Consider the following 20055-nt stretch of genomic DNA (forward strand, 5'->3'; position numbering starts at 1 on the left):
CGCGCTTCATCGATCAAGCAGTGCATCGACCTGTCATGACAATTGCCGTATCCCTCCCACGATGGCGCCTGCTCGCGGCGACCGCGCTGCTTTGGACATTGCCGCTCCCCGCCCTCGCGCAGGTAGGCGGGCCCGACGACCGAAATGCTGCCGGACGCGCGCTCAACGAGGCGCTCAACACGCTGGCTGCGGACACCCACAATGTGCGCGCGCTGATCGGTGCAGGCGATGCCGCGCTGACGCTCGACGATCCCAATGGCGCGATCGGCTTTTACGGGCGCGCCGATGAGATCGACCCGCGCAACGGCCGGGTGAAGGCCGGGCTCGCGCGGGCGCTGCTGATGCTCGAAAGGCCGCGCGAGGCGCTCAAGCTGTTCGATCAGGCGACCAGCATGGGCGTGTCCGAGATCGAGGTCGCGCGCGACCGCGGGCTCGCCTACGACCTGCGCGGCGACCAGAAGCACGCGCAGCGCGACTATGCGCTGGCGATGCGACGCGGCGACGATCCCGAAGTGACGCGCCGCATGGCATTGTCGCTGGGGATTTCGGGCGATCGCGAAGCCGCGATCAAGACGCTCAATCCGCTGCTCTACAAGCAGGACAAGGCGGCGTGGCGCGCACGCGCGTTTATCCTGGCGATGAACGGCGATGTCGATGGCGCCAACGGCATTGCGCGGCAGGTCATGCCCGGCAATCTCGCGCGTCCGATGGGCTATTTCTTCGCACGGCTGGGCGGGCTGTCGCCCGCACAAAAGGCGGCGGCGGTGCACTATGGCCAGATGCCCTCCGATGGCAGGTCCGATGGCTTGACCTATGCTCAGGCGGACGTGGCGGAACGGCAAGCCGGAACAGTCGATGGCGCTTTGATCCCCGCGGGCGCACCGCTCGGACCGGTTGTCTCCGACGCCGCGGTGAAGCCTTCGGCCAGGCCGTCCAAGGAGCCGCGCAGGCGCCCGGGCCGGAATGAGCCGCAGCAGCTCGCCTCGATTGCCGCGGCACAGACGTCGCCCGTCGTTTCGACCAACACCGCGCCACAACCGGCGCGCGTCGCGGCGGCGCTGCCCAGCCCGACCGCAACCACGATCGTGCCCCCGGTTCGCGCGCAGCAGAAACGTATCGGGGAGCGGCTCGACACACGCATAGGTCCACCGCCACCAAGGACGGAGCAGTCGCTGGCTTCCGCCAGTGCAAAGCCTGTGCTGGTGACGGGGATGACCGCACTGCCGCCGCCTTCTGGCGCCCCCCTGGTTACAAGTTCGGAAACGGTTGTGCCGGCGTATGCCGCCGCGGCCGTAACGGCGCCGACGCCTGTGGGTCCCGACTCGCGCCTTGGCAGCCAGCCATCGCCCGCGGTTCAAGCTCCACGGCCAACTGGTCCGACGCTGGCGGATATCATCGGCAAGCTGGAACTCGAAGAAGCGGTGATCGTGCCTCCGCCCGTGCCGGCGCCGCGCAGGGCAGTGGCCGTCGAAGCGCCGCCCGCGCCCGGCGCCAAGGCTGTAGACCCGAAAAAACCCGAAACGAAGAAGCCAGAATCCAAAAAGCCAGATCCGAAAAAGGCGGCGAAGCCCGACCCCAAAAAGACCGAGCCCTCGCGCATCTGGGCACAGATCGCGACGGGCAGCGACAAGGCGGCACTTGGGCGCGATTATCAGAAGATGGTGAAGAAGGCACCTGCCGCATTCAAGGGCAAGTCCGCCTGGACCGCATCCTATCGCGCGTCGCGTCGTCTGCTTGTCGGCCCCTTCGACAGTCAGAAACAGGCGCAGGATTTCCTCGGCAAGGCCAAGGTGACGGGTTTTGCCTGGACCAGCGCCGCCGGTGAAGCGGTCGAGAAGCTTCCGCTAAAATGACGCTGGCGCGCTATGCCAGCCATGCCGACCAAAGCCGCGGGCGGCTTCATGCCGAAGACGGCGGCGCCGCGCGGGGGCCTCGCGATGCCTTCCAGCGCGATCGCGACCGGATCATCCATTCGATCGCCTTTCGTCGGCTGCGCCATAAGACGCAGGTCTTCATGGCCCCCGATGGCGACCATTTCCGGGTACGGCTCACGCACAGCCTTGAAGTCGCGCAGATCGGGCGGACGATCGCGCGTGCTCTCGGGCTCAACGAGGATCTGACCGAAGCACTCTGCCTGGCGCACGACATCGGCCACCCGCCCTTTGGCCATGCGGGCGAAGACGCGCTGGAGGCCGCGATGCTCAAGGCGGGCGGGTTCGATCACAATGCGCAGACGCTGCGCACATTGATGAAGCTCGAGACGCCATATCCGCGCTGGGACGGGCTCAACCTGTCATGGGAAATGCTTGAGGGGCTTGCCAAGCATAACGGGCCGATCTTCGCGCCGGGCTGGGCGCTCGCGGAGGCCGATGCCCAGTTCCCGCTGGAGCTGCAGGGCTGGTCGTCGCTGGAAGCGCAGGTGGCGGCGCTTGCGGACGATATCGCCTATGACAATCACGACATCGACGACGGGGTGCGTGCAGGGCTGCTGACGCTCGATCAGTTGATGGAGGTGCCACTGGTCGCACAGGGCTGGACCGAGGTCACCGCACGCTGCGAGGGGACGAGCGCGGCACGGCTGCGCTCCGAACTCATCCGCTCGCAGATCGGACTGATGGTCAACGATCTGCTCGCCGAGACGCGGCAACGTATCACCGGCGCGCGCATCGAAAGCGTCGATGATGTCCGCGCGGCGGGCCGCGCGCTAGTGGGTTTTTCGGACGCGATGCGCGACGCCGAGCGTGGGCTGAAGCGCTTCATGTACGCCAATCTCTATCATCACCCCAGCCAGCTCGCCGCCGCCGAATTCGCGCGGCGGATCGTGGCGGGCGTGTTTGCCGCCTATGCTGCCGATCCCGCGTTGTTGCCCGAGGGCTGGCGCGCGGCGCTGCCCGCAGACGAGCCCGGTCGCAGCCGCCATATCGCCGATTTCATCGCGGGGATGACCGACCGCTATGCGATTGCGCGCTATCGCGAACTGGTGGGACCGATCGATCTGCCCGAAGGCTTCTGAGATCCGCGGTATCCGCGGCGCTTGAAGAGGAGAGAGCGACATGAACTGGCTTTCGATCGCACAGCTTGTGGCGGCGCTCGGATGCGCGCTGATCGCGGGCACCTTCTTTGCCTTTTCGACCTTCGTGATGCAGTCGCTGGCCAGCCGTCCGCCTGTCGAGGGCATGGCGGCGATGCAGGCGATCAACCAGATCATCCTGCGCTCGGCCTTTCTGTCGGTCTTTCTCGGGACCGCGCTGCTCTGCGCGGCACTGGCGGTGTACGCGCTGATTGCGCGCGACGCGCACGCAACGCGTATCGTGGCGGCGTCGTTCTTCTACGTCGTAGGGACGTTAGGGGTGACGATGTGGGCCAATGTCCCGCGCAACAATGCACTGGACCGCGCGGACCCTGTCGCACGAGAAAGCGTCGGCCTGTGGCAGCGTTATGTGCGCGAATGGACCTTGTGGAACCACGTCCGAACCATCGCGGCCACCATCAGCACCGCGCTTTTCATCGGGTGGCCTTGAAGCGGGCCCGCCCGCATCGTTGCGGACGAGCCCCTTTTATTTTGATCAGGCGCGGCGCGATCAGCGAACGGCGAGCTGTTCGCCTGAATCGAAACGCTCGACCTCGCTCAGCTTGAACGAGACGGGCCTGCCGTCGGAAATGCCACTTACGCGATCGCCGTTCACGACGAGGCGGAAAGGCGAATTGCCGGGAAAGCGGTGGCCGGTGATGATCTTGCGTCCCGCGCTTTCCCTGGTCTTGTAGACATAGCTATAGCCGTCATGCTCGAAGCGCGTTGTGGCGGGCTCGCCGGCAATGGCAGGTACACCGGTCAGAACGGCGGCGGTTGCGGAAATGGTAAGCAGCATTCGCATGGTGGTTCTCCCTTGCTGAATGCCGTTCAGGTCCCCCGAGGCTTTGCCTTCTCCTGAAAAGATGTTGCACTGCAATAAAATAGACAAACGCAAAGCGCGTTGCGGTGATTGCAGGAATGTAAATCGTGATCTCGGGGCGGACGCCGCTCTGCCCGCTTCAAATCGCGGTTCCGTTAAGCTACAGCGCCGCGTTCCCGCTTGTCATCGGAAAGCTAACGTGACCCTTTACGCCCGTTTCGCCGCGCATATCGACGCGGTGCTCAACAGTCTTGTTGCCGCCGGAGAGCTGCCCGGGGATCTCGATCGCAGGAATGTGACGGTCGAGCCGCCACGCGACGCCTCACATGGGGATCTGGCGACCAACGCGGCGATGGTGCTGGCCAAGCCCGCGGCAACCAATCCGCGCGCACTGGCCGAGAAGATCGCGGCGGGCCTGGAGGCGATCGACGAGGTCGCCTCGGTCGAGGTCGCGGGACCGGGCTTCATCAACATGCGCCTGACCGACGACACCTGGCGTCGCGAGCTGTCGGCAATTGATGACGATGGCGCGAATTACGGCCGCTCGACGACCGGTACGGGCCACATCGTCAATGTCGAATATGTTTCGGCAAATCCTACCGGCCCGATGCATATGGGGCATTGCCGCGGCGCGGTGGTGGGCGATGCGCTCGCCTCGCTGCTTGAATATGCCGGGAACAAGGTGATCCGCGAATATTATGTCAACGACGCGGGCGGGCAGGTCGATGTGCTCGCGCGCTCGACGCATCTTCGCTACCGCGAAGCACTGGGCGAGGATATCGGCGCGATCCCCGAAGGGCTCTATCCGGGCGACTATCTGGTACCGGTGGGACAGGCGCTCGCGACCGAATTCGGCGACACATATGTCGGCGCACCCGAGAGCGACTGGCTCAAGCTGTTCCGGACGCGCGCCGTCGCCGCGATGCTCGAGATGATCAGGGCCGATCTCGCGCTGCTCGGCATCCATCACGATCTGTTCTCGTCCGAGGCCGAGCTTCAGGCCGCGGGCAAGCCCGAGGCCGCCGAAAAGTGGTTGCGCGAAAAGGGCTTCGTCTATGACGGCGTGCTCGATGCGCCCAAGGGGGAGACTCCCGAGGATTGGGAGCCCGTTGAGCTGCCGCTGTTCCGCGCGACGCAGTTCGGCGACGATCAGGACCGCCCGATCAAGAAATCCGACGGAAGCTGGACCTATTTCGGCGCCGACCTCGCCTATCATTTCCAGAAGGCGCAGTCGGCCGACCAGCTCATCGACATATGGGGCGCCGACCACGCCGGGACCGTCAAGCGCATCCAGGCCGCGGTCGCCGCGCTGACCGAGGGCAAGACGCGTTTCGACGTCAAGCTCGTTCAGATGGTGCGGCTGCTGCGTGCGGGCGAGCCCGTCAAGATGTCCAAGCGTTCGGGCAATTTCGTGACGCTGGCGGATGTCGTGAACGAGGTCGGCAAGGACGTCGTGCGCTTCACCATGCTGACGCGCAAGGCCGACGCGCAGATGGATTTCGATTTCGCCAAGGTGGTTGAGGCGTCGAAGGACAATCCCGTCTTCTATGTCCAATATGCACATGCGCGGATCCGCTCGGTGCACCGCAAGGCGGCCGAAGCGGGCATTGTGTGCGAGAGCGCCGATCTGTCGCTGCTCGATGCTGAAGAGCTCAAGGTGGTAAAACTGGCCGCCCAGTTCCCGCGCATTGTCGAAAGCGCCGCCGCGGCGCGCGAGCCGCACCGGATCGCCTTCTACCTGTTCGATCTGGCGGCCGCCTTTCACGCGCTGTGGAACATGGGCAATGACGCGCCCGAGCGCCGCTTCCTTGTGGTGAATGATCCGGCGACGACCTGCGCAAGGCTTTTCCTTGCCAACGCGATCGGGCAGATTGTCCGCAACGGGCTGGCGATCATGGGGGTAGCCGCCGTCGAGGAGATGCAGTGATGAGCGATGCGCAGCGCGGGGGACTGGACCTTCGCGACGAGGACCGGTTGCCCTGGCTCGAGGCGGTCGAGGATGTTGGCGCCGACCGTCCCGCAGTCTCCTCGATGAAGCTTGTGGGCGGCGTCGTCGCGGCGCTTGCGGCGCTGGGAATCGTGATCGCCGGCGCATCGTGGATCAGCAATCGCGACAGCGGCACCGAGGGCGACGGTTCGCTGATCCAGGCGCCCGCGGGCAATTACAAGGTCAAGCCCGAAGCGCCCGGCGGGATGAAGGTCGAGGGGCAAGGCGACACCAGCTTTTCGACGAGCGAGGGCGCGGAAGCCACGGGCAAGATCGATACAAACGCGCTGCCCGAGGCCCCCGTCCAGGGACAGGTGGTCAAGACACCCGCGCAGCGCACCGAGCGTGCCGCCGCTCCGGTCGCAACGGTCAAGGTAGCCGACGGCGGCAAGCTGCCCGCGCCTTTGCCCGCCAGGTCCTCGATGCCGCTCCCCGTTGGCGTCGGCCCCGGAGGTTCGCTGATCCAGCTCGGCGCCTATGCCAATGAAGCCGTTGCCAATGCTGCGTGGACGCGGATGACCAAGCGTTTTCAGTTTCTGGCGGCGCTGCCCAAGTCGATCGTTCCGGTGAAGATTGGCGAAAACACGCTGTACCGCCTGCGCGCCAACGCAGGATCGAGTGGACAGGCGGCCGAGCTTTGCGGCAAGCTGAAGGTGGCGGGGGAGAATTGTCTCATCGCGGCCAATTGACGGGATCACCCTCCCGTCACCCTGAACTTGTTTCAGGGTCCATGCGACGCTTCCGCGACCGTCGGCGTTTTCGTATAGATGCTGAAACAAGTTCAGCATGACGGCTGGTGAAAAGGTGGTGGCGTTTCAATGAAGCCGGTGATTTTCGGGCTGTCGGGCGAGGTTCTGACCGACGACGAGCGCAGATTCTTCAAGGAAGCTGATCCCGCCGGCTATATCCTGTTCAAGCGCAACGTGGTTGATCGCGATCAGGTCAGGCGGCTTACCGACGATCTGCGATCAATCGCAGCGCGCGATGATCTCGCCATCCTGATCGACCAGGAAGGCGGCCGCGTTGCGCGGATGCAGTCACCGGTCTGGCCAAAATTTCCCGCGGGTGAGCCGTTTGGCGCGCTCTACGACAAGGCGCCCGCCTCGGCGATCGAGGCGGCGCGCGCCAATGCCGAGGCGATCGCGCTGACGCTCTCCGAGGTCGGGATCACCGTCGATTGCCTGCCGTTGCTCGACGTCCGCCAGCCGGGCGCGAGCGACGTGATTGGCGACCGGTCTTTTGGCAGCGATCCGATGCGCGTCGCGGCGCTTGGCCGCGCGGTGCTCGATGGCCTCAGGCGCGGCGGGTGCGTCGGCGTGGTCAAGCATATGCCGGGGCATGGCCGCGCGCTGGTCGACAGCCATCTGAAGCTGCCCGTGGTCGATGCGAGCGACGAGGAACTGGAAAGCGACATCGCGCCGTTCCGCACATTGAAGGACGCGCCGATGGGGATGAGCGCGCACATCGTCTACAAGGCCTGGGATCCCGAGCGTCCGGCGACGCTCTCGCCGATCGTGATCGAGGAAATCATCCGCGGCCGCATCGGCTTCGACGGGCTGCTGATGACCGACGATATCGACATGAAGGCGCTTGTCGGGTCAGCGGGCGAAAAGGCCGCAGCTGCTGTGGCCGCGGGCTGTGACATCGCGCTCGATTGCTGGGGGCGGATGGACGAGATGGTCGACATCGCCAGTTCGCTGGGTGAAATCCGGCCTGAATCGCGCGCGCGGCTCGATCGCGCGATGGCGACAATCGCGGCGGAGCCCAAAGGCGATTTCGCAGCGCTGGTCGAGAAGCGTGATGCGCTTCTCGCCTATGCATGAATCACGAGCTGTTCTTCGAGGAGGATGCGCCCGAACTTGGTGGAGAACGGCTGACGCTTCACCTGGATAGCTGGGAGGGGCCGCTCGATCTGCTGCTGTCGCTCGCGCGCGTCCAGAAGGTGGATTTGCGCGAAATCTCGATCCTTGCGCTGGTCGAGCAATATCTGGAATTTCTGAACGAGGCCAAGGCGCTCAAGCTCGAGATCGCGGCAGACTATCTCGTGATGGCGGCGTGGCTGGCCTATCTCAAATCCTGCCTCTTGCTGCCGCGCGATGTCGAGGCCGATCCCTCTCCCGAGGAGCTTGCGCTCAGGCTTCAGTTGCGTCTTCAGCGACTGAGCGCGATGCGTGAAGCGGGCGCGCGACTCGTTGGCCGCGACCGGCTGGGGCGCGACGTCTTTCAGCACGGCGCGCCCGAGGGACTCAGGACGATCCGCAAGAGCCTGTGGCAGGCCGATCTCTACGAACTGATCGCGGCTTACGGTGTGGTCAAGGCGAGGACCCAGCCCGCGTGGCACCAGGTCCAGCGCCGCCCCGTCATGACGCTCGAAGCGGCGCTGCACCGCGTGGAGCGGCTGATCGGGGAGCGCATCGACTGGGCCGAGATCGCCACGTTCCTGCCCGACGGCTTGAGTTCGGAGCTACGGCGCTCGGCGCTTGCATCGAGTTTTGTTGCGGCGCTTGAACTCGCCAAGCAGGGGCGCGTCGCGCTAAAGCAGGAGGAGGCTTTCGCGCCACTCTATATCCGGAGCACATCGTGAACCCTCCCGACGACAGGCTGCGTGCGGTGGAGGCAGCGCTCTTTGCTGCCGAACAGCCACTGACTCTGGCCGAAATCCAATCGCATGTCGGCCCTGCAGCCGATGTGAAGGCCGCGCTTGCGCAATTGCAGGAAGACTATGCGGGGCGCGGCATCGAACTGGTCGAGCGTGGCGGGCGCTGGCATTTCCAGACTGCGGCCGATCTGGCGCACATCCTGCGCCGCGAGCGTGAGGAGCCGCGCAAGCTGACGCGCGCGGGGATCGAGACGCTGGCGATCATCGCCTATCACGAACCCGTCAGCCGCGCGGAGATCGAGGCGATTCGCGGCGTCCAGATCTCCAAGGGGACGCTCGACGTGTTGATGGAGGCAGGCTGGGTACGTCCCGCAGGGCGACGCGAGGTGCCGGGGCGACCACTCATCTATGCGACCACGCCCGATTTCCTCTCGCATTTCGGGCTTGAGAGCCGGCGCGACCTGCCCGGCATCGACGATTTGCGCGCCGCAGGGCTGCTTGATCCGGTCGATCTCGCAATCGCAGAGCTTGAACTGGAAAGCCCCGACGATAGCGACTAGATAGGATCGGTGATTGTCATCGTTTTTGCATGATCCTGTCGCAAAGCGCCGCGTCGCTTTCGGCGAATCGTGCTTCGAGGAGAAAATAAATGGGTGGTCTGAGCCTTTGGCATTGGCTCGTGGTCGGCGTGGTTATCTTGCTGCTTTTCGGCAAGGGTCGCTTCTCGGACATGATGGGTGACGTCGCAAAGGGCATCAAGAGCTTCAAGAAGGGCATGAGCGAGGACGAAGAGGCGCCGAAACCCGTCGCCACGCCGCGAATCGAGACGCAGAAGACCGTCGAGCCGACCGTGGAGCATGAAGCCCGTCCCGTGAGCGAGGATCGTCCGGCCAACTGAGCCGACGACGCCTCCCGCTTTCGCGCCTGTAGGATTACCGGGCCCGCATGTTCGATATCGCCCCGACTGAATTGCTGCTGTGCGCCATCGTCGCACTACTGGTGATCGGCCCCAAGGATCTGCCCAAGGCAATGCGCACGGTTGGTCATTGGGTTGGCCGTGCGCGCGGTGTAGCGCGCCATTTTCGCGCGGGCTTCGACACGATGGTGCGCGAGGCAGAACTCGAGGAAATGGAAAAGAAATGGCGTGAGGAAAACGAGCGCATCATGCGTGAGCATCCGCCAGGGCCATCCGCGGACGAGGGTGCGCCACAGTTGACGCCGCAGCCCGAAATCGTCGATGCGCCCGAAATGACGCCGCCGCCTGCGTCCGCCGAGGACGCGAGCGAGGCTGAGGCGAAGAAGAAGCCGGCGAAGCCTGCGGGCCAGCTCGATTTCGGGCTCGATGCGGACACGCCGCAGTGAACGACATCGACGACACCCGCGCTCCGCTGCTTGAGCACCTGATCGAATTAAGACGGCGGCTGCTCTGGTCGGTGGCGGCACTTGGGCTCGCCTTCATCGTGTGCTTCTATTTTGCGCGGCCGATCTTTTCATTTCTCGTCCAGCCGCTTGTCGCGGCGGGCCAGGGCAAGATTATCTACACCCAGGTGTTCGAGGCGTTCTTCGTCCAGATCAAGGTTGCGCTGTTTGCGGCCATGATGGTCGCTTTCCCCGTGATCGCGAGCCAGCTCTGGCAGTTCGTTGCGCCCGGACTCTATCGTCAGGAGAAAAAGGCGCTTCTGCCCTTCCTGATCGCGACGCCGGTCTTGTTCATTGCGGGCGCCTCGCTTGCCTATTTCTTCGCTGTCCCCGTGGCGCTGCGCTTCCTGCTGAGCTTCCAGGGGGATCTGGGCGGCATCGAGCAGGAGGCGTTGCCGGCAGTCGGCAACTATCTTTCCTTCATCATGCAATTCATCATGGCCTTCGGGATCGCCTTCCTGACCCCGGTGCTGCTGATGCTGCTCGAACGTGCGGGGATCGTGACGCGCCAGCAACTCGTGGGTGCCCGGCGTTACATGATCGTCGTTGCTTTCGTCATAGCAGCGGTGTTCACGCCGCCCGACGTCGTCTCGCAACTGATGCTCGCCGTCCCGTTGGTGCTGCTCTATGAAATGACGCTTGTGACGATCTGGATCACCGAAAAGCGCCGCGCGCGTCAAGGCGCTATCCCCGAGAAGTAGGAAAGGGCCGCCCGCAAGGTGCGGCCGACCCTTTCACTTACGACCGATCGATCAGTCGATCGCGTCTTCGCCGGCTTCGCCAACCGATTTGATGTCCTGGCCAGCGCCTTGAACGGTGTTGCACGCAGATACGAGCAGGCCGCTCGCGATCATCATCAACGCCAGATATTTGCGGATCATGTCGTCCTCCGAATGAAGCCGCGTCACTAGCGGCCTTCAGGGGGACAATGCGCGAAAAGCCGAATCGGTTCCGAAACGACGAGGCGGGATGACGGGAATAAAATGAGGCCCGAACATGCCACCGGGGGGGAGGGGGTTGGCATGTCCGGGCCCTTGTCTTGGATAGCGAGAGCGGGGGGGCAAAAGGTCACTATCCAAGATCAAAAACGGGCGGCGGCGGCTTTGGTTCCGTGTTGGCGCAAAATTTTTTGGGCAAACCGTTCGGAGGAAAAATGCGTTTAGTGGCCAATATTTAGAGACGGGGCGTCTCGTCGCTGGTTGCCAGGATAAGCGAAAATTCGCCGATTCTTGTGTCGCGAGCGAGGGGTGAACGAAGCTGTCGGGAAAGACCCTCAATGACGCGACCGAAACGGTCCGCCAGGCGTGCATCAAGCGCCGCGCTTTCGATCAACGCGGACGAACAAACGGACAAACGCGCGCTTCCCGCATCGACTGGGCGCAGCGTGATCGCGATGCGGGCACGCGCATCGCAGCTCATTGCGAGTTCGATCAGTTCGGTCAGCAGAAAGGCTACCGGCACCGCGACATCCTGGGTGACATAGCAGGTCGCCAGGTCGAGCGTGATGATGGGGCCGTGTTCGCCTTCGGGTACGGATGCACGCAGATTCTGGGCCAGTTCCCCCACCAGCTTGCGCAGCTCAACGCCGCGACTCTCTTCCAGTTCGGCATAATGATTGCGGTGGACCACAGAGAGCGCGTCGACACGGCGCTGGATCGAGGCATAAGCGCGCGCGACATCCGGGGCATTGGCGCCGCGTGCGTGCAGGTTGATCAGGCTGGCGATGACCTGGAGATTGTTCTTCACGCGGTGATGCACCTCGCGGGTCAGGCGCGTCTGACGCGCGAGCCCCTCGGCAAGCTCGGCTTCGTGCGTGGAGATCATGCGGGTGATCGTGTGGAAGGTCGAACCGAGCTGACGCAACTCGTGCGCCGATGTCGGTTCCTGGATGGGTTCGAGGATCTCGCCCGGCTGGTAGGCTGAAACCTCTCGCTCGAGCCGGCGCAGCGGTCGGATGAGCAGCCGGTCGACCACCAGCCAGCCGATCGCGGCAGCCGCGGCCCACATCACGAGCGGCAGGAGGATCGCGACGATCTCGGCAGCGCTGAACGGCTCGCGCGCGACGGTCATTTCGGCGGAAAGACCGGTGGTGCCAACCGGCGCAGACAGCGTTTCATAGCCGGCAAGGCCGGGCTCGCCGGTATATTCGATCAGCGTCAGGCTCTCGTCTGGTCCGACAAGCGCCAGCGCGTAATCGACCGTGAAGCCCCCGGGCGCGCCAACAGCAGCCAGCGCTTCACGCGAATATACGATGACGCCAGCATGCGACGTGCTGCTCCCGACCACGATCTCGAGTCGTCCGTTCTGCAACTCGATCCGGGGCACGCCAGTGGCCGGCAGCGACAAGGTGCTCGGCCTGCGGGGCGCAAAGGCAGGCGTGGCGCATATGGGGGTGGAAGCGGGGCCGAATATCGCGAAGGGCGCGGCCGAGCCGCCCTGCGCGGACATGATCCCCGACAGTCGCGCGCAGATCGCGGGATCTTCCGACTGGTCGCCGAGTGCTTCCATGGCGACACGTGTCGCCGAAATGTCGGAGGCGATCGTCGCCGCAAGCTTCCGCGTGCTTTCAGTCAGGGCGATTCGCATTTGCGCCTGGTTTTCGAGATCAGCGGTGCGACTCGACTGCAGGGTGGCGAAAAAGGCGATCAGGCCAAGGGGCAGAAGCGCGAGGCTGAGGATCAGGAAGAGCTTGAAGCCCGTCGACAGATTCGCAAGACGCGGCTCTCGCAGCGCCATGCGGGCTGCGTTAGCGCCGGAATCGCGCGGCTTCACGCCGCTTCAACCGAGCTTGCCCAGAAGATCGAGCATTTCGGAAGGGACGGCCTCATCTACGGTTTTCTGGTACACGGAGCGGAGGGCCTGCCCGACGTCGCGGCTATTGGCCGGACGGGTCGACCCTGCCCGCTTTTCCTTTCTGGCGCCTGCGGAAGACGGGTCCGACTTTTTTACTTTATCTTTTGTCGACACCGGCGGTGAATCCCCCTGCACAGCTACTTGCAAAGCCCGAACACAGGCACCTCTCTGGCCGAAAACCCCTCGTCAATCAAATGGCAAGACGCGTGCGGCGTATTTGATGATTGGTGGATGAAACAAAAAACTCGCTGGTTGGTTCCAGACTGTTACGCATCTGTATCCGCTTTGCGCGTAAGGGGAAGCCTTGTCATAGGTCGCCGCCCGCCGCACAACAACCGTTCGATCATAGGAGCATCGCATCAATGTCGCTTGGTCAGCAACTGGCGCCGCATCTGCCCTTCCTTCGCCGCTATGCGCGCGCCCTTACGGGCAGCCAAAGCCACGGCGACACTTATGTCCGTGCGACGCTCGAAGCCATCGTCGATGCTCCCGAACAGTTTCCGCGCGACGTCGATCCGCGGCTCGGTCTCTATCGGACCTTCCAGGCGATCTGGTCGTCGACCAATTTTGATGGTGAGGGACCCGTAACCGAAGGTCAGCAGCATGAAACTATCGCTCAGGCGCGGCTGGCGCAGATTACTCCGCTGTCGCGGCAGGCGCTGCTGCTCACCTCGATGGAGGGTTTCACCACCGAGGATGCAGCCTATCTGATCGACTCCGACACGGAGGAGGTCGATACGCTCGTCGCCGAGGCTTTGGCCGAAATCGAGCGCCAGACGCGCGCCGATGTGCTCATCATCGAAGACGAGCCGATCATCGCCATGGATATCGAGACGATCGTGCGCGATCTTGGGCATGACGTGACGGGCGTCGCGGTTACGCGCGACGAAGCCGTGGCGCTGGCGAAGGCACGCCGGCCCGGGCTGGTGCTGGCGGATATTCAACTCGCCGACGACAGCAGCGGCATTGACGCGGTAAAGGACATATTGCGAGAGTTCAGCGTGCCGGTGATCTTTATCACGGCCTTTCCCGAACGCCTGCTGACGGGCGAGCGGCCAGAGCCGACCTTTCTCATCACCAAGCCGTTTCAGCGCTCCACGGTGAAGGCAGCGATCGCGCAAGCGCTGTTCTTCGACCAGGCGACTGTCCCTGCATAGTCTTCGATACGGCGACGGAACTGCGATGGCGTTCCCGCGTTGAATTCATTCAGGATCGTAACGCAGGGCCGCGACTCCATGGCTGATGACAAGCAGGTTCACATCGATACCGAGGACGCACGGGCCGGCTGGACGCCGCACGTCACGCGCTATGTTCTCGGCATTTCGCTGGCAGCCGTGGTAATCCTTTTTGCCATCATTGTTCTGCTCTGACTCCACGTATTTCGGGGATTTCGTTGGCCGCTGCGGCGGAGCGGTGCTAATTTTGCACGTACGGAGGCGGCGATTCGCTGAATCGACCGAGCCGGGGACATGATGGGCAAGGACATAACTCAAACATTGACGGACCATTCCGACAGCGACGCGGACCTGGACTCGCCGGCTCCGGAGCACGTGTCCCTGGGGGACGACGAGTTCAAAACCGAACTTGGCGCTGTCATTCCCCACCTGCGTGCCTTTGGCCGATCTCTCTCGGGCAATGCCGATCTTGCCGACGATCTGGTTCAGGAAACGCTGATGAAGGCCTGGGCGGCGCGCAAGCGCTTTCAGGCGGGCACCAATATGCGCGCCTGGACCTTCATCATCCTGCGCAATCTCTATCTCTCGCAGATGCGCCGCGCGCGCTTCAAGGGGGAGTGGGATGATCTCACGGCGGACAAGATCCTGGCGGCGCCTGCAAGCCAGGATCGGCATGTCGAACTGGCCGACATGCACCGCGCGCTTATGCTGCTCCCACAGCCTCAGCGAGAGGCCCTGATCCTCGTCGGAGCGGGCGGCTTCGCCTATGAGGAGGCGGCCGAAATTTGCGGCGTCGCGGTGGGCACGATCAAAAGTCGTGTCGCGCGGGGGCGTGTGGCGCTCGAGCAGATCATGCAGGACAATACGCTCAGCCCGCGCAGCGAGCACGAGGGCGATACCGGGCGTTCGGCGCTTGAGACGATCATGGAACAGGTGGACGAACTCAGCCGCGATCGCTGACGCGGGGCTTCGAGCCTGATTTACATTTCTGGTTGGTTCAGCCTGAAACGATCAGCGTCCTAGCGTATCCTGTCCAGCAACGCGCGCATATCGGCGGGGGGCTGATCCATGCGCTCGCGAAATGCGGCGCGCAACGCCTCACCGACGCCGTCGGTCCGTCGTGGGCGTGCTACCAGCGTCGGGTGGCCGTTTACGCTACAATCCTGGTCCCTTCTATCACGCATGCACTCACAACGCGGCTGAGCGCGGCTGGTTGCGTGCCGGCTGTCTTTTGAAGAACGGTGCCGTTAAGGCAGTTGCATGGATGCAACACATGCGATTGCCGATGCGCTGACCCGTGCCGAAGAACACGCGCCTTTCCTGCGGCTTATGCTTGAACGACACTCCGAGCTCGCGAACGCGATGCGCGACAAGGGCATCGGTGCGGCATTGGCGTTGGCGCGTACAAATGCGGCCGCTGAGCCCGATGTCGCGCGCGCGCTGCGCATTGAGCGGCAGGGATTGGCGCTGACGCTGGCGATAGGCGATCTTGCGGGCCTGCTGAGCTTTGAAGAGGTGGTGACGCACCTTTCCGATCTTGCTGATCGCGCGCTCGACCGCGCAATTACGGCGGCGATCGCGGAGCGGACGCCCGGAGAGGAGCCGCGCGGCTTTGCGGTTCTCGCGCTCGGCAAGCATGGCAGCCGCGAGCTGAATTATTCCTCGGATATCGATCCGATCCTGATCTTCGATCCCGAAACGCTGCCGAGGCGTGCTCGCGAGGAGCCGGTTGAGGCCGCGGTCCGCATCGGGCGCCGTGTCGTCGAGCTGCTCCAGGCGCGCGACGCCGACGGCTATGTCTTTCGTGTTGACCTGCGGCTGCGTCCGTCGCCGGAGGCGACGCCGATCGCGCTGCCGCTCAATGCCGCGATTTCCTATTATGAATCGAGCGCACTGCCGTGGGAGCGCGCTGCCTTTATCCGTGCGCGCGCCTGTGCGGGCGATATCGCGCTTGGCACGCAATTCCTCGACGCGATCCGGCCCTTTGTATGGCGCCGCGGGCTCGACTATGGCGCGATCAGCGAAATTCGCGGCATTTCCCGCCGAATTCGCGACCATCACGCCCGGGGCCAGATTTTCGGGCCCGGCTATGATCTGAAGCGCGGCCGCGGCGGTATCCGCGAGGTGGAGTTCTTCGCGCAGATTCATCAACTCATATATGGGGGACGCGAGACGGAACTGCGTGTCCCCGCGACGCTCGACGCGCTTGCCGCGCTCGGCGCTGCCGGACGGATAGAGCGCGACGTGGAGGATGTGCTCGCCACCTCCTATCGCCTCTACCGTACGATCGAGCACCGGTTGCAGATGGTCGATGATCAGCAGACGCATAGCCTCCCGCGCGACGCTGCCGCGCTCGACAATGTCGCGCGGCTCCACGGTCTGGATGACGGCCGCGCGCTGATCGATCTGCTCTCCGGCCCGGTCGAGACGGTGGGGCGGATCTACGATCACCTCGACGATGATGGTGACGAGACGCGCAGACTTCCCGGCGACGTCGATCTGCTTGAGCGGCAGCTTGCCGAGGCGGGATTCGCCGACGCGCAGGCGGCGCTGGCGCGCATCCAGAAATGGCGCAACGGATCGATTCGCGCACTGAGAACGGATACCGCACGCTCGGCACTCGAAGGCGTGTTGCCGGGGCTGATCACCGCGCTGGGCCATTCGCCAGATCCCAATGGCGCGCTCAACCGGCTGGACGACATCATTCACCGGCTGCCCAGCGCGATCAATCTGTTCCGCCTGCTCGATGCGCGTCCGGCGCTCGCTCGCCTTCTTGGTGACATTTTGAGCTATGCGCCGGCGCTCGCTGAACAGCTCGGGCGACGTCCCGAACTGCTCGACGGCCTGATCGATGCCACCGCGCTCGATGCCGCGCCTTCGGTCGAACAACTCGCCGCGGAGTTCGCGCGCGTGGAGCGCGGCGCGGACTATCAGCAAATGCTCGATTCGGTTCGGCAGAAGGTCAACGAACGCCGCTTTGCGATGGGCGTGCAGATCGTCGAGGGTGCGGGCGATCCGCTCGAGGTGGCGGCGGGCTATGCGCGCGTCGCGGAAGCCGCAATCAACGTGCTTGCCGATGCAGCGATCGCGGAGTTCGAGACGGCACACGGCCGCGTTCCCGATAGCGAGATGGCGATCATCGGGCTGGGGCGGCTTGGTGGCGGCGCGCTGACCCATGCCTCCGACCTCGACCTGATCTATGTCTTCACGGGAAGTCATGAGGCCGAGTCGGATGGACCCAAGCGGTTAGGTGCGGTCCAATATTACAACCGGCTTGCGCAGCGGATCAGCGCCGCGCTGTCGGTGCCCACCGCATCGGGCCCGCTTTATGAGGTGGATACACGGCTCAGACCTTCGGGCGCGCAGGGACCGCTTGCGGTCTCGCTGACGGGTTTCGAGCGTTATCAACGCGAAAGCGCCTGGACCTGGGAGCACATGGCGCTGTGCCGCGCGCGCCCGGTCTTCGGATCGAAAAATGCGCGTGCAGCGCTGGCGGCGAGCATCGCCGATATCCTTGATCGGCCGCGAGATGCGGCCAAACTGCTCGCCGATGCTGTCTCGATGCGTGCCGAAATGGCCAGGCACAAACCTGCCTGCGGGCCTTTCGACGTCAAGCTGATCGAGGGCGGGCTGGTCGATCTGGAATTCTGCGTCCACACAACGCAGCTTCGCAATCGGACAGGGTTCGACACCCGTTTGGCGCGCGCGATCGATGCGCTGACAACCGCAGGGCATTTGCCTGCGGAGCTGACGGATGCCTATGAGCTGCTCGCGCGCATGCTGGTGACGCTCAGGCTGGTTTCGCCTTCGTGCGACGCGCCCGAAGAGGCAACGCGTCGACTCGTCGCGCGCGCCTGCCGCCAGGAAAACTGGGATGCGCTGCTCGACGCCTATGCCGCCGCGCGTGCCACGGTTACGCAAAGCTGGCAGCGTGTTGTTGCCGAAACCGAGGAGGTCAGTTGATGTTGAAACCAGGCGATGCCGCGCCCGATGTCATGCTCACAATGCCCGATGGGAGCGCGAAGAGCCTGTCCGACTGGCGCGGCAAGTCGCTCGTGCTCTATTTCTATCCCAAGGACGATACCACCGGTTGTACCGCCGAGGCGCAGGCCTTTACCGAATTGATCGGCGATTTCGACGGTGCGGGCGCCGCGGTACTCGGCGTTTCCAGGGACACGCCGGCGAAGCACGGCAAGTTCATCGCCAAATATGACCTCAAGGTCGCGCTCGCTACTGACGCGGATGACAGCGTGTGCGAGGCGTTCGGCACCTGGGTCGAAAAGAGCATGTACGGCCGCAACTATATGGGGATCGAGCGCGCGACCTTTCTGATCGACAAGGACGGCAGGATCGCGCGGATCTGGCGCAAGGTGAAGGTGAAGGGGCACGCCGAGGAAGTCCTGGCCGCGGTGAAGGCGCTGGGCTGAACGATGCAGAGCGTAAGCGCGGCGATCCGCGGCGTGCTGCTCGCTGACGTGCCTGCCGATAAGGTTCGGGTGGCGCGCCGGGTAGCGCGCGACTGGCGCATGGGCCGATTGGCGCACGATTTTTCGGTGGCCATGCCCGATCGGCCGGCGCGGCCTGAGCGCCCCGAACTGCTGCCGCCCAATCGCATGCCCAAGCGCGGCAGGGGCGGCTCCGAACGAGGGCGCGTGGCCATGCTTCATGCGCTCGCGCATATCGAATATGTCGCGATTGATCTCGCATTCGACATGGCCGGGCGCTTCGGAAGCGAGTTCCCTCGAGGCTTTGTCGATGACTGGATGAAGGTCGGCGCAGATGAGGCGATGCACTTCGCGTTGCTCGACCGGCGCCTGCGAACGCTCGGCAGCGGATATGGTGCGCATCCTGCACATGACGGTCTGTGGGAAGCCGCTGGAGAAACCGCGCACGACGCAATGGCGCGTCTGGCGGTGGTGCCGATGGTGCTCGAGGCGCGCGGGCTCGACATCACGCCGATGACGATCGAGCGTTTTCGCAGTGCCGGCGACGAGCCCTCCGCACGCATCCTCCAGCGCATCATGACCGATGAAATTGTGCATGTCTCGGCGGGCACGCGCTGGTTCAACTGGGCGTGCGTTCGCGACGATTCGGACCCGGTTAACAAATGGAAAACGCTGGTAAACCGCCATTTTCGCGGCGTGCTGAAACCCCCATTCAACGACTCAGCGCGGGCGGCTGCCGGTCTAACGCAAGATTTTTACTTATGACTTGTAGAAAGCGCCCGGGCTTTTCAGAAAGGCTGGGCATCAGAAAGGGCGGGGCAAGCCCGATGTAAGAACAAACGAAACCACGCTGGTCGCGATCGGCGTTTACAAGCCGATCTCTGGGGGTCGCATGGGCGTGAATATGTATTTCAAGAACGTATTTTCGATGGGCGGGTTCCGTATTACCTCGCGCATCCCAGAAATTCTTGCCATTGCCGCAGCGCTGGTCGCCGCGCCTGCTGCGCAGGCCGCCGATGCCGAGACCGCAGCAAGCGCCAATGCAGCCGTTGCCGCCCTTTCCACCCCCGCAACCGGGGGTGTTTTTGAAAAGGCGTCGCCGCGCGAGGCCGCAGCCGATCCGCAGTACCGCTCGCTCTTCCTGTCGTGGAAGAAGCTCGATCAGGTCGGGATTCAGGGCAGCGTTTCGATCCCGTCGCAAAAGCCGGTTTCCGAGCTCGCCTTCACCAGCAATTTCGGTTTCCGTTCAGACCCGTTCCGCGGCAGCCGTGCAATGCACGCGGGCGTCGACATCCCGGGGCCGCTCGGCACCGCGATCTACGCAACCGCCGACGGCGTCGTTGGCCGCGCTCAGCGCCTTGGCGGTTATGGCAATTATGTCGAGATCGAGCACGGCCAGGGCATCCAGACCCGTTATGGCCATCTCTCGGCAATCCTCGTTGCGCCCAATACGCGCGTGAAGCGCGGCCAGTTGATCGGGCGTATGGGCTCGACGGGCCGCTCCACGGGCAGCCATCTCCATTATGAAGTCCGTCTGGACGGCCGCGCGGTTAACCCGATGCCGTTCCTCCAGTCGTCGGATTATCTGGTTGCGCTCCAGCAGCGCGAGAACACCGGAACCACCCGCATCGCGATGGGCGGACCGGACAAGGAGTAAGCGGAGAGGAAAGGGGTCGGCGCAACA

22 protein-coding genes are annotated in these 20055 nt (G+C 64.1%); 18 read left to right on the plus strand and 4 right to left on the minus strand.

From position 1 onward, the window contains the following. The first annotated feature begins 35 nt into the window (after positions 1–35). Genes D3876_RS09910 through D3876_RS09920 form a run of 3 tightly spaced genes read left to right on the plus strand, consistent with a single transcriptional unit; the run spans position 36 to position 3521 of the window. Positions 36–1853, plus strand: a complete 1818-nt coding sequence (locus D3876_RS09910) for a tetratricopeptide repeat protein (protein ID WP_147417634.1) — start codon at positions 36–38, stop codon at positions 1851–1853. Next, the gene (locus D3876_RS09915; RefSeq protein WP_119761822.1) at positions 1850–3013 is read left to right on the plus strand and encodes a deoxyguanosinetriphosphate triphosphohydrolase; all 1164 of its coding nucleotides are present in this window, start codon (positions 1850–1852) and stop codon (positions 3011–3013) included. The genes D3876_RS09910 and D3876_RS09915 overlap by 4 nt, the downstream gene beginning before the upstream one ends. A 40-nt stretch (positions 3014–3053) precedes the next feature. Then, positions 3054–3521 (plus strand): anthrone oxygenase family protein, encoded by a 468-nt coding sequence (locus tag D3876_RS09920; protein WP_119761824.1) that lies wholly within the window; start codon positions 3054–3056, stop codon positions 3519–3521. 60 nt (positions 3522–3581) lie between these two features. Here the strand turns inward: D3876_RS09920 and D3876_RS09925 are convergent, their stop codons facing one another. Next, a complete protein-coding gene (locus D3876_RS09925; RefSeq protein WP_147417635.1) occupies positions 3582–3875 on the minus strand; it encodes a hypothetical protein in 294 nt (97 codons plus the stop codon). Positions 3876–4092: 217 nt separating this feature from the next. On the opposite strand from D3876_RS09925, the gene argS reads away from it, so the two are divergent. The 8 genes from argS (at position 4093) to tatC (ending at position 10599) form a co-directional block, all read left to right on the plus strand. Further along, the gene (gene argS / locus D3876_RS09930) at positions 4093–5820 is read left to right on the plus strand and encodes an arginine--tRNA ligase (RefSeq protein WP_119761828.1); all 1728 of its coding nucleotides are present in this window, start codon (positions 4093–4095) and stop codon (positions 5818–5820) included. Then, entirely contained in the window at positions 5820–6569 is a 750-nt protein-coding gene (locus D3876_RS09935) for an SPOR domain-containing protein (protein ID WP_119761830.1), read from the plus strand. Before argS ends, D3876_RS09935 begins: the two co-directional genes overlap by 1 nt. Before the next feature lie 129 nt (positions 6570–6698). After that, positions 6699–7703, plus strand: coding sequence for a beta-N-acetylhexosaminidase (nagZ, locus tag D3876_RS09940; protein ID WP_119761832.1), 1005 nt, complete (start codon positions 6699–6701; stop codon positions 7701–7703). Next, positions 7700–8464: a segregation and condensation protein A gene (locus D3876_RS09945; protein ID WP_119761834.1), complete on the plus strand. Its 765-nt coding sequence runs from the start codon at positions 7700–7702 to the stop codon at positions 8462–8464. The genes nagZ and D3876_RS09945 overlap by 4 nt, the downstream gene beginning before the upstream one ends. Further along, positions 8461–9039 carry an SMC-Scp complex subunit ScpB gene (scpB, locus tag D3876_RS09950; RefSeq protein ID WP_420801952.1) on the plus strand — a complete coding sequence of 193 codons (579 nt, stop codon included), beginning with the start codon at positions 8461–8463 and terminating at the stop codon, positions 9037–9039. The genes D3876_RS09945 and scpB overlap by 4 nt, the downstream gene beginning before the upstream one ends. Before the next feature lie 89 nt (positions 9040–9128). After that, on the plus strand, positions 9129–9377 hold the full coding sequence (locus tag D3876_RS09955) for a twin-arginine translocase TatA/TatE family subunit (RefSeq protein ID WP_119761838.1): 249 nt from the start codon (positions 9129–9131) through the stop codon (positions 9375–9377). Positions 9378–9424: 47 nt separating this feature from the next. Next, positions 9425–9841 carry a Sec-independent protein translocase protein TatB gene (gene tatB / locus D3876_RS09960; protein WP_119761840.1) on the plus strand — a complete coding sequence of 139 codons (417 nt, stop codon included), beginning with the start codon at positions 9425–9427 and terminating at the stop codon, positions 9839–9841. Continuing rightward, complete coding sequence (gene tatC, locus D3876_RS09965) at positions 9838–10599, plus strand: twin-arginine translocase subunit TatC (RefSeq protein ID WP_119761841.1); 762 nt, start codon at positions 9838–9840, stop codon at positions 10597–10599. The genes tatB and tatC overlap by 4 nt, the downstream gene beginning before the upstream one ends. Before the next feature lie 51 nt (positions 10600–10650). Here the strand turns inward: tatC and D3876_RS09970 are convergent, their stop codons facing one another. The 3 genes from D3876_RS09970 to D3876_RS21040 form a co-directional block, all read right to left on the minus strand. Continuing rightward, on the minus strand, positions 10651–10779 hold the full coding sequence (locus D3876_RS09970) for an entericidin A/B family lipoprotein (protein WP_119763691.1): 129 nt from the start codon (positions 10777–10779) through the stop codon (positions 10651–10653). A 292-nt stretch (positions 10780–11071) separates the two neighbouring features. Beyond that, positions 11072–12634, minus strand: a complete 1563-nt coding sequence (locus tag D3876_RS09975) for a sensor histidine kinase (protein WP_119761843.1) — start codon at positions 12632–12634, stop codon at positions 11072–11074. Between the two features lie 42 nt (positions 12635–12676). Next, positions 12677–12886, minus strand: a complete 210-nt coding sequence (locus tag D3876_RS21040; RefSeq protein WP_338014323.1) for a NepR family anti-sigma factor — start codon at positions 12884–12886, stop codon at positions 12677–12679. Positions 12887–13113: 227 nt separating this feature from the next. Between D3876_RS21040 and D3876_RS09985 the strand changes: the two genes are divergently transcribed. The 7 genes from D3876_RS09985 to D3876_RS10010 all read left to right on the plus strand — a co-directional run bounded on the left by D3876_RS09985 (position 13114) and on the right by D3876_RS10010 (position 20028). Continuing rightward, on the plus strand, positions 13114–13908 hold the full coding sequence (locus D3876_RS09985) for a response regulator (protein WP_119761847.1): 795 nt from the start codon (positions 13114–13116) through the stop codon (positions 13906–13908). Positions 13909–13986: 78 nt separating this feature from the next. Continuing rightward, positions 13987–14121 (plus strand): hypothetical protein, encoded by a 135-nt coding sequence (locus D3876_RS21045; protein ID WP_274378979.1) that lies wholly within the window; start codon positions 13987–13989, stop codon positions 14119–14121. Between the two features lie 102 nt (positions 14122–14223). Further along, positions 14224–14886 carry a sigma-70 family RNA polymerase sigma factor gene (locus tag D3876_RS09990; RefSeq protein ID WP_119763693.1) on the plus strand — a complete coding sequence of 221 codons (663 nt, stop codon included), beginning with the start codon at positions 14224–14226 and terminating at the stop codon, positions 14884–14886. 300 nt (positions 14887–15186) lie between these two features. Beyond that, the gene (locus D3876_RS09995) at positions 15187–17889 is read left to right on the plus strand and encodes a bifunctional [glutamine synthetase] adenylyltransferase/[glutamine synthetase]-adenylyl-L-tyrosine phosphorylase (RefSeq protein ID WP_119761849.1); all 2703 of its coding nucleotides are present in this window, start codon (positions 15187–15189) and stop codon (positions 17887–17889) included. Continuing rightward, positions 17889–18353 carry a peroxiredoxin gene (locus D3876_RS10000; RefSeq protein ID WP_119761851.1) on the plus strand — a complete coding sequence of 155 codons (465 nt, stop codon included), beginning with the start codon at positions 17889–17891 and terminating at the stop codon, positions 18351–18353. The genes D3876_RS09995 and D3876_RS10000 overlap by 1 nt, the downstream gene beginning before the upstream one ends. A gap of 3 nt (positions 18354–18356) precedes the next feature. Further along, positions 18357–19136, plus strand: coding sequence for a ferritin-like domain-containing protein (locus D3876_RS10005; RefSeq protein ID WP_119761852.1), 780 nt, complete (start codon positions 18357–18359; stop codon positions 19134–19136). Positions 19137–19263: 127 nt separating this feature from the next. Further along, positions 19264–20028, plus strand: a complete 765-nt coding sequence (locus D3876_RS10010; RefSeq protein WP_119761854.1) for a M23 family metallopeptidase — start codon at positions 19264–19266, stop codon at positions 20026–20028. Positions 20029–20055 lie beyond the last annotated feature (27 nt).

The organism is Sphingomonas cavernae (assembly GCF_003590775.1).
Lineage (GTDB): Bacteria > Pseudomonadota > Alphaproteobacteria > Sphingomonadales > Sphingomonadaceae > Sphingobium_A > Sphingobium_A cavernae.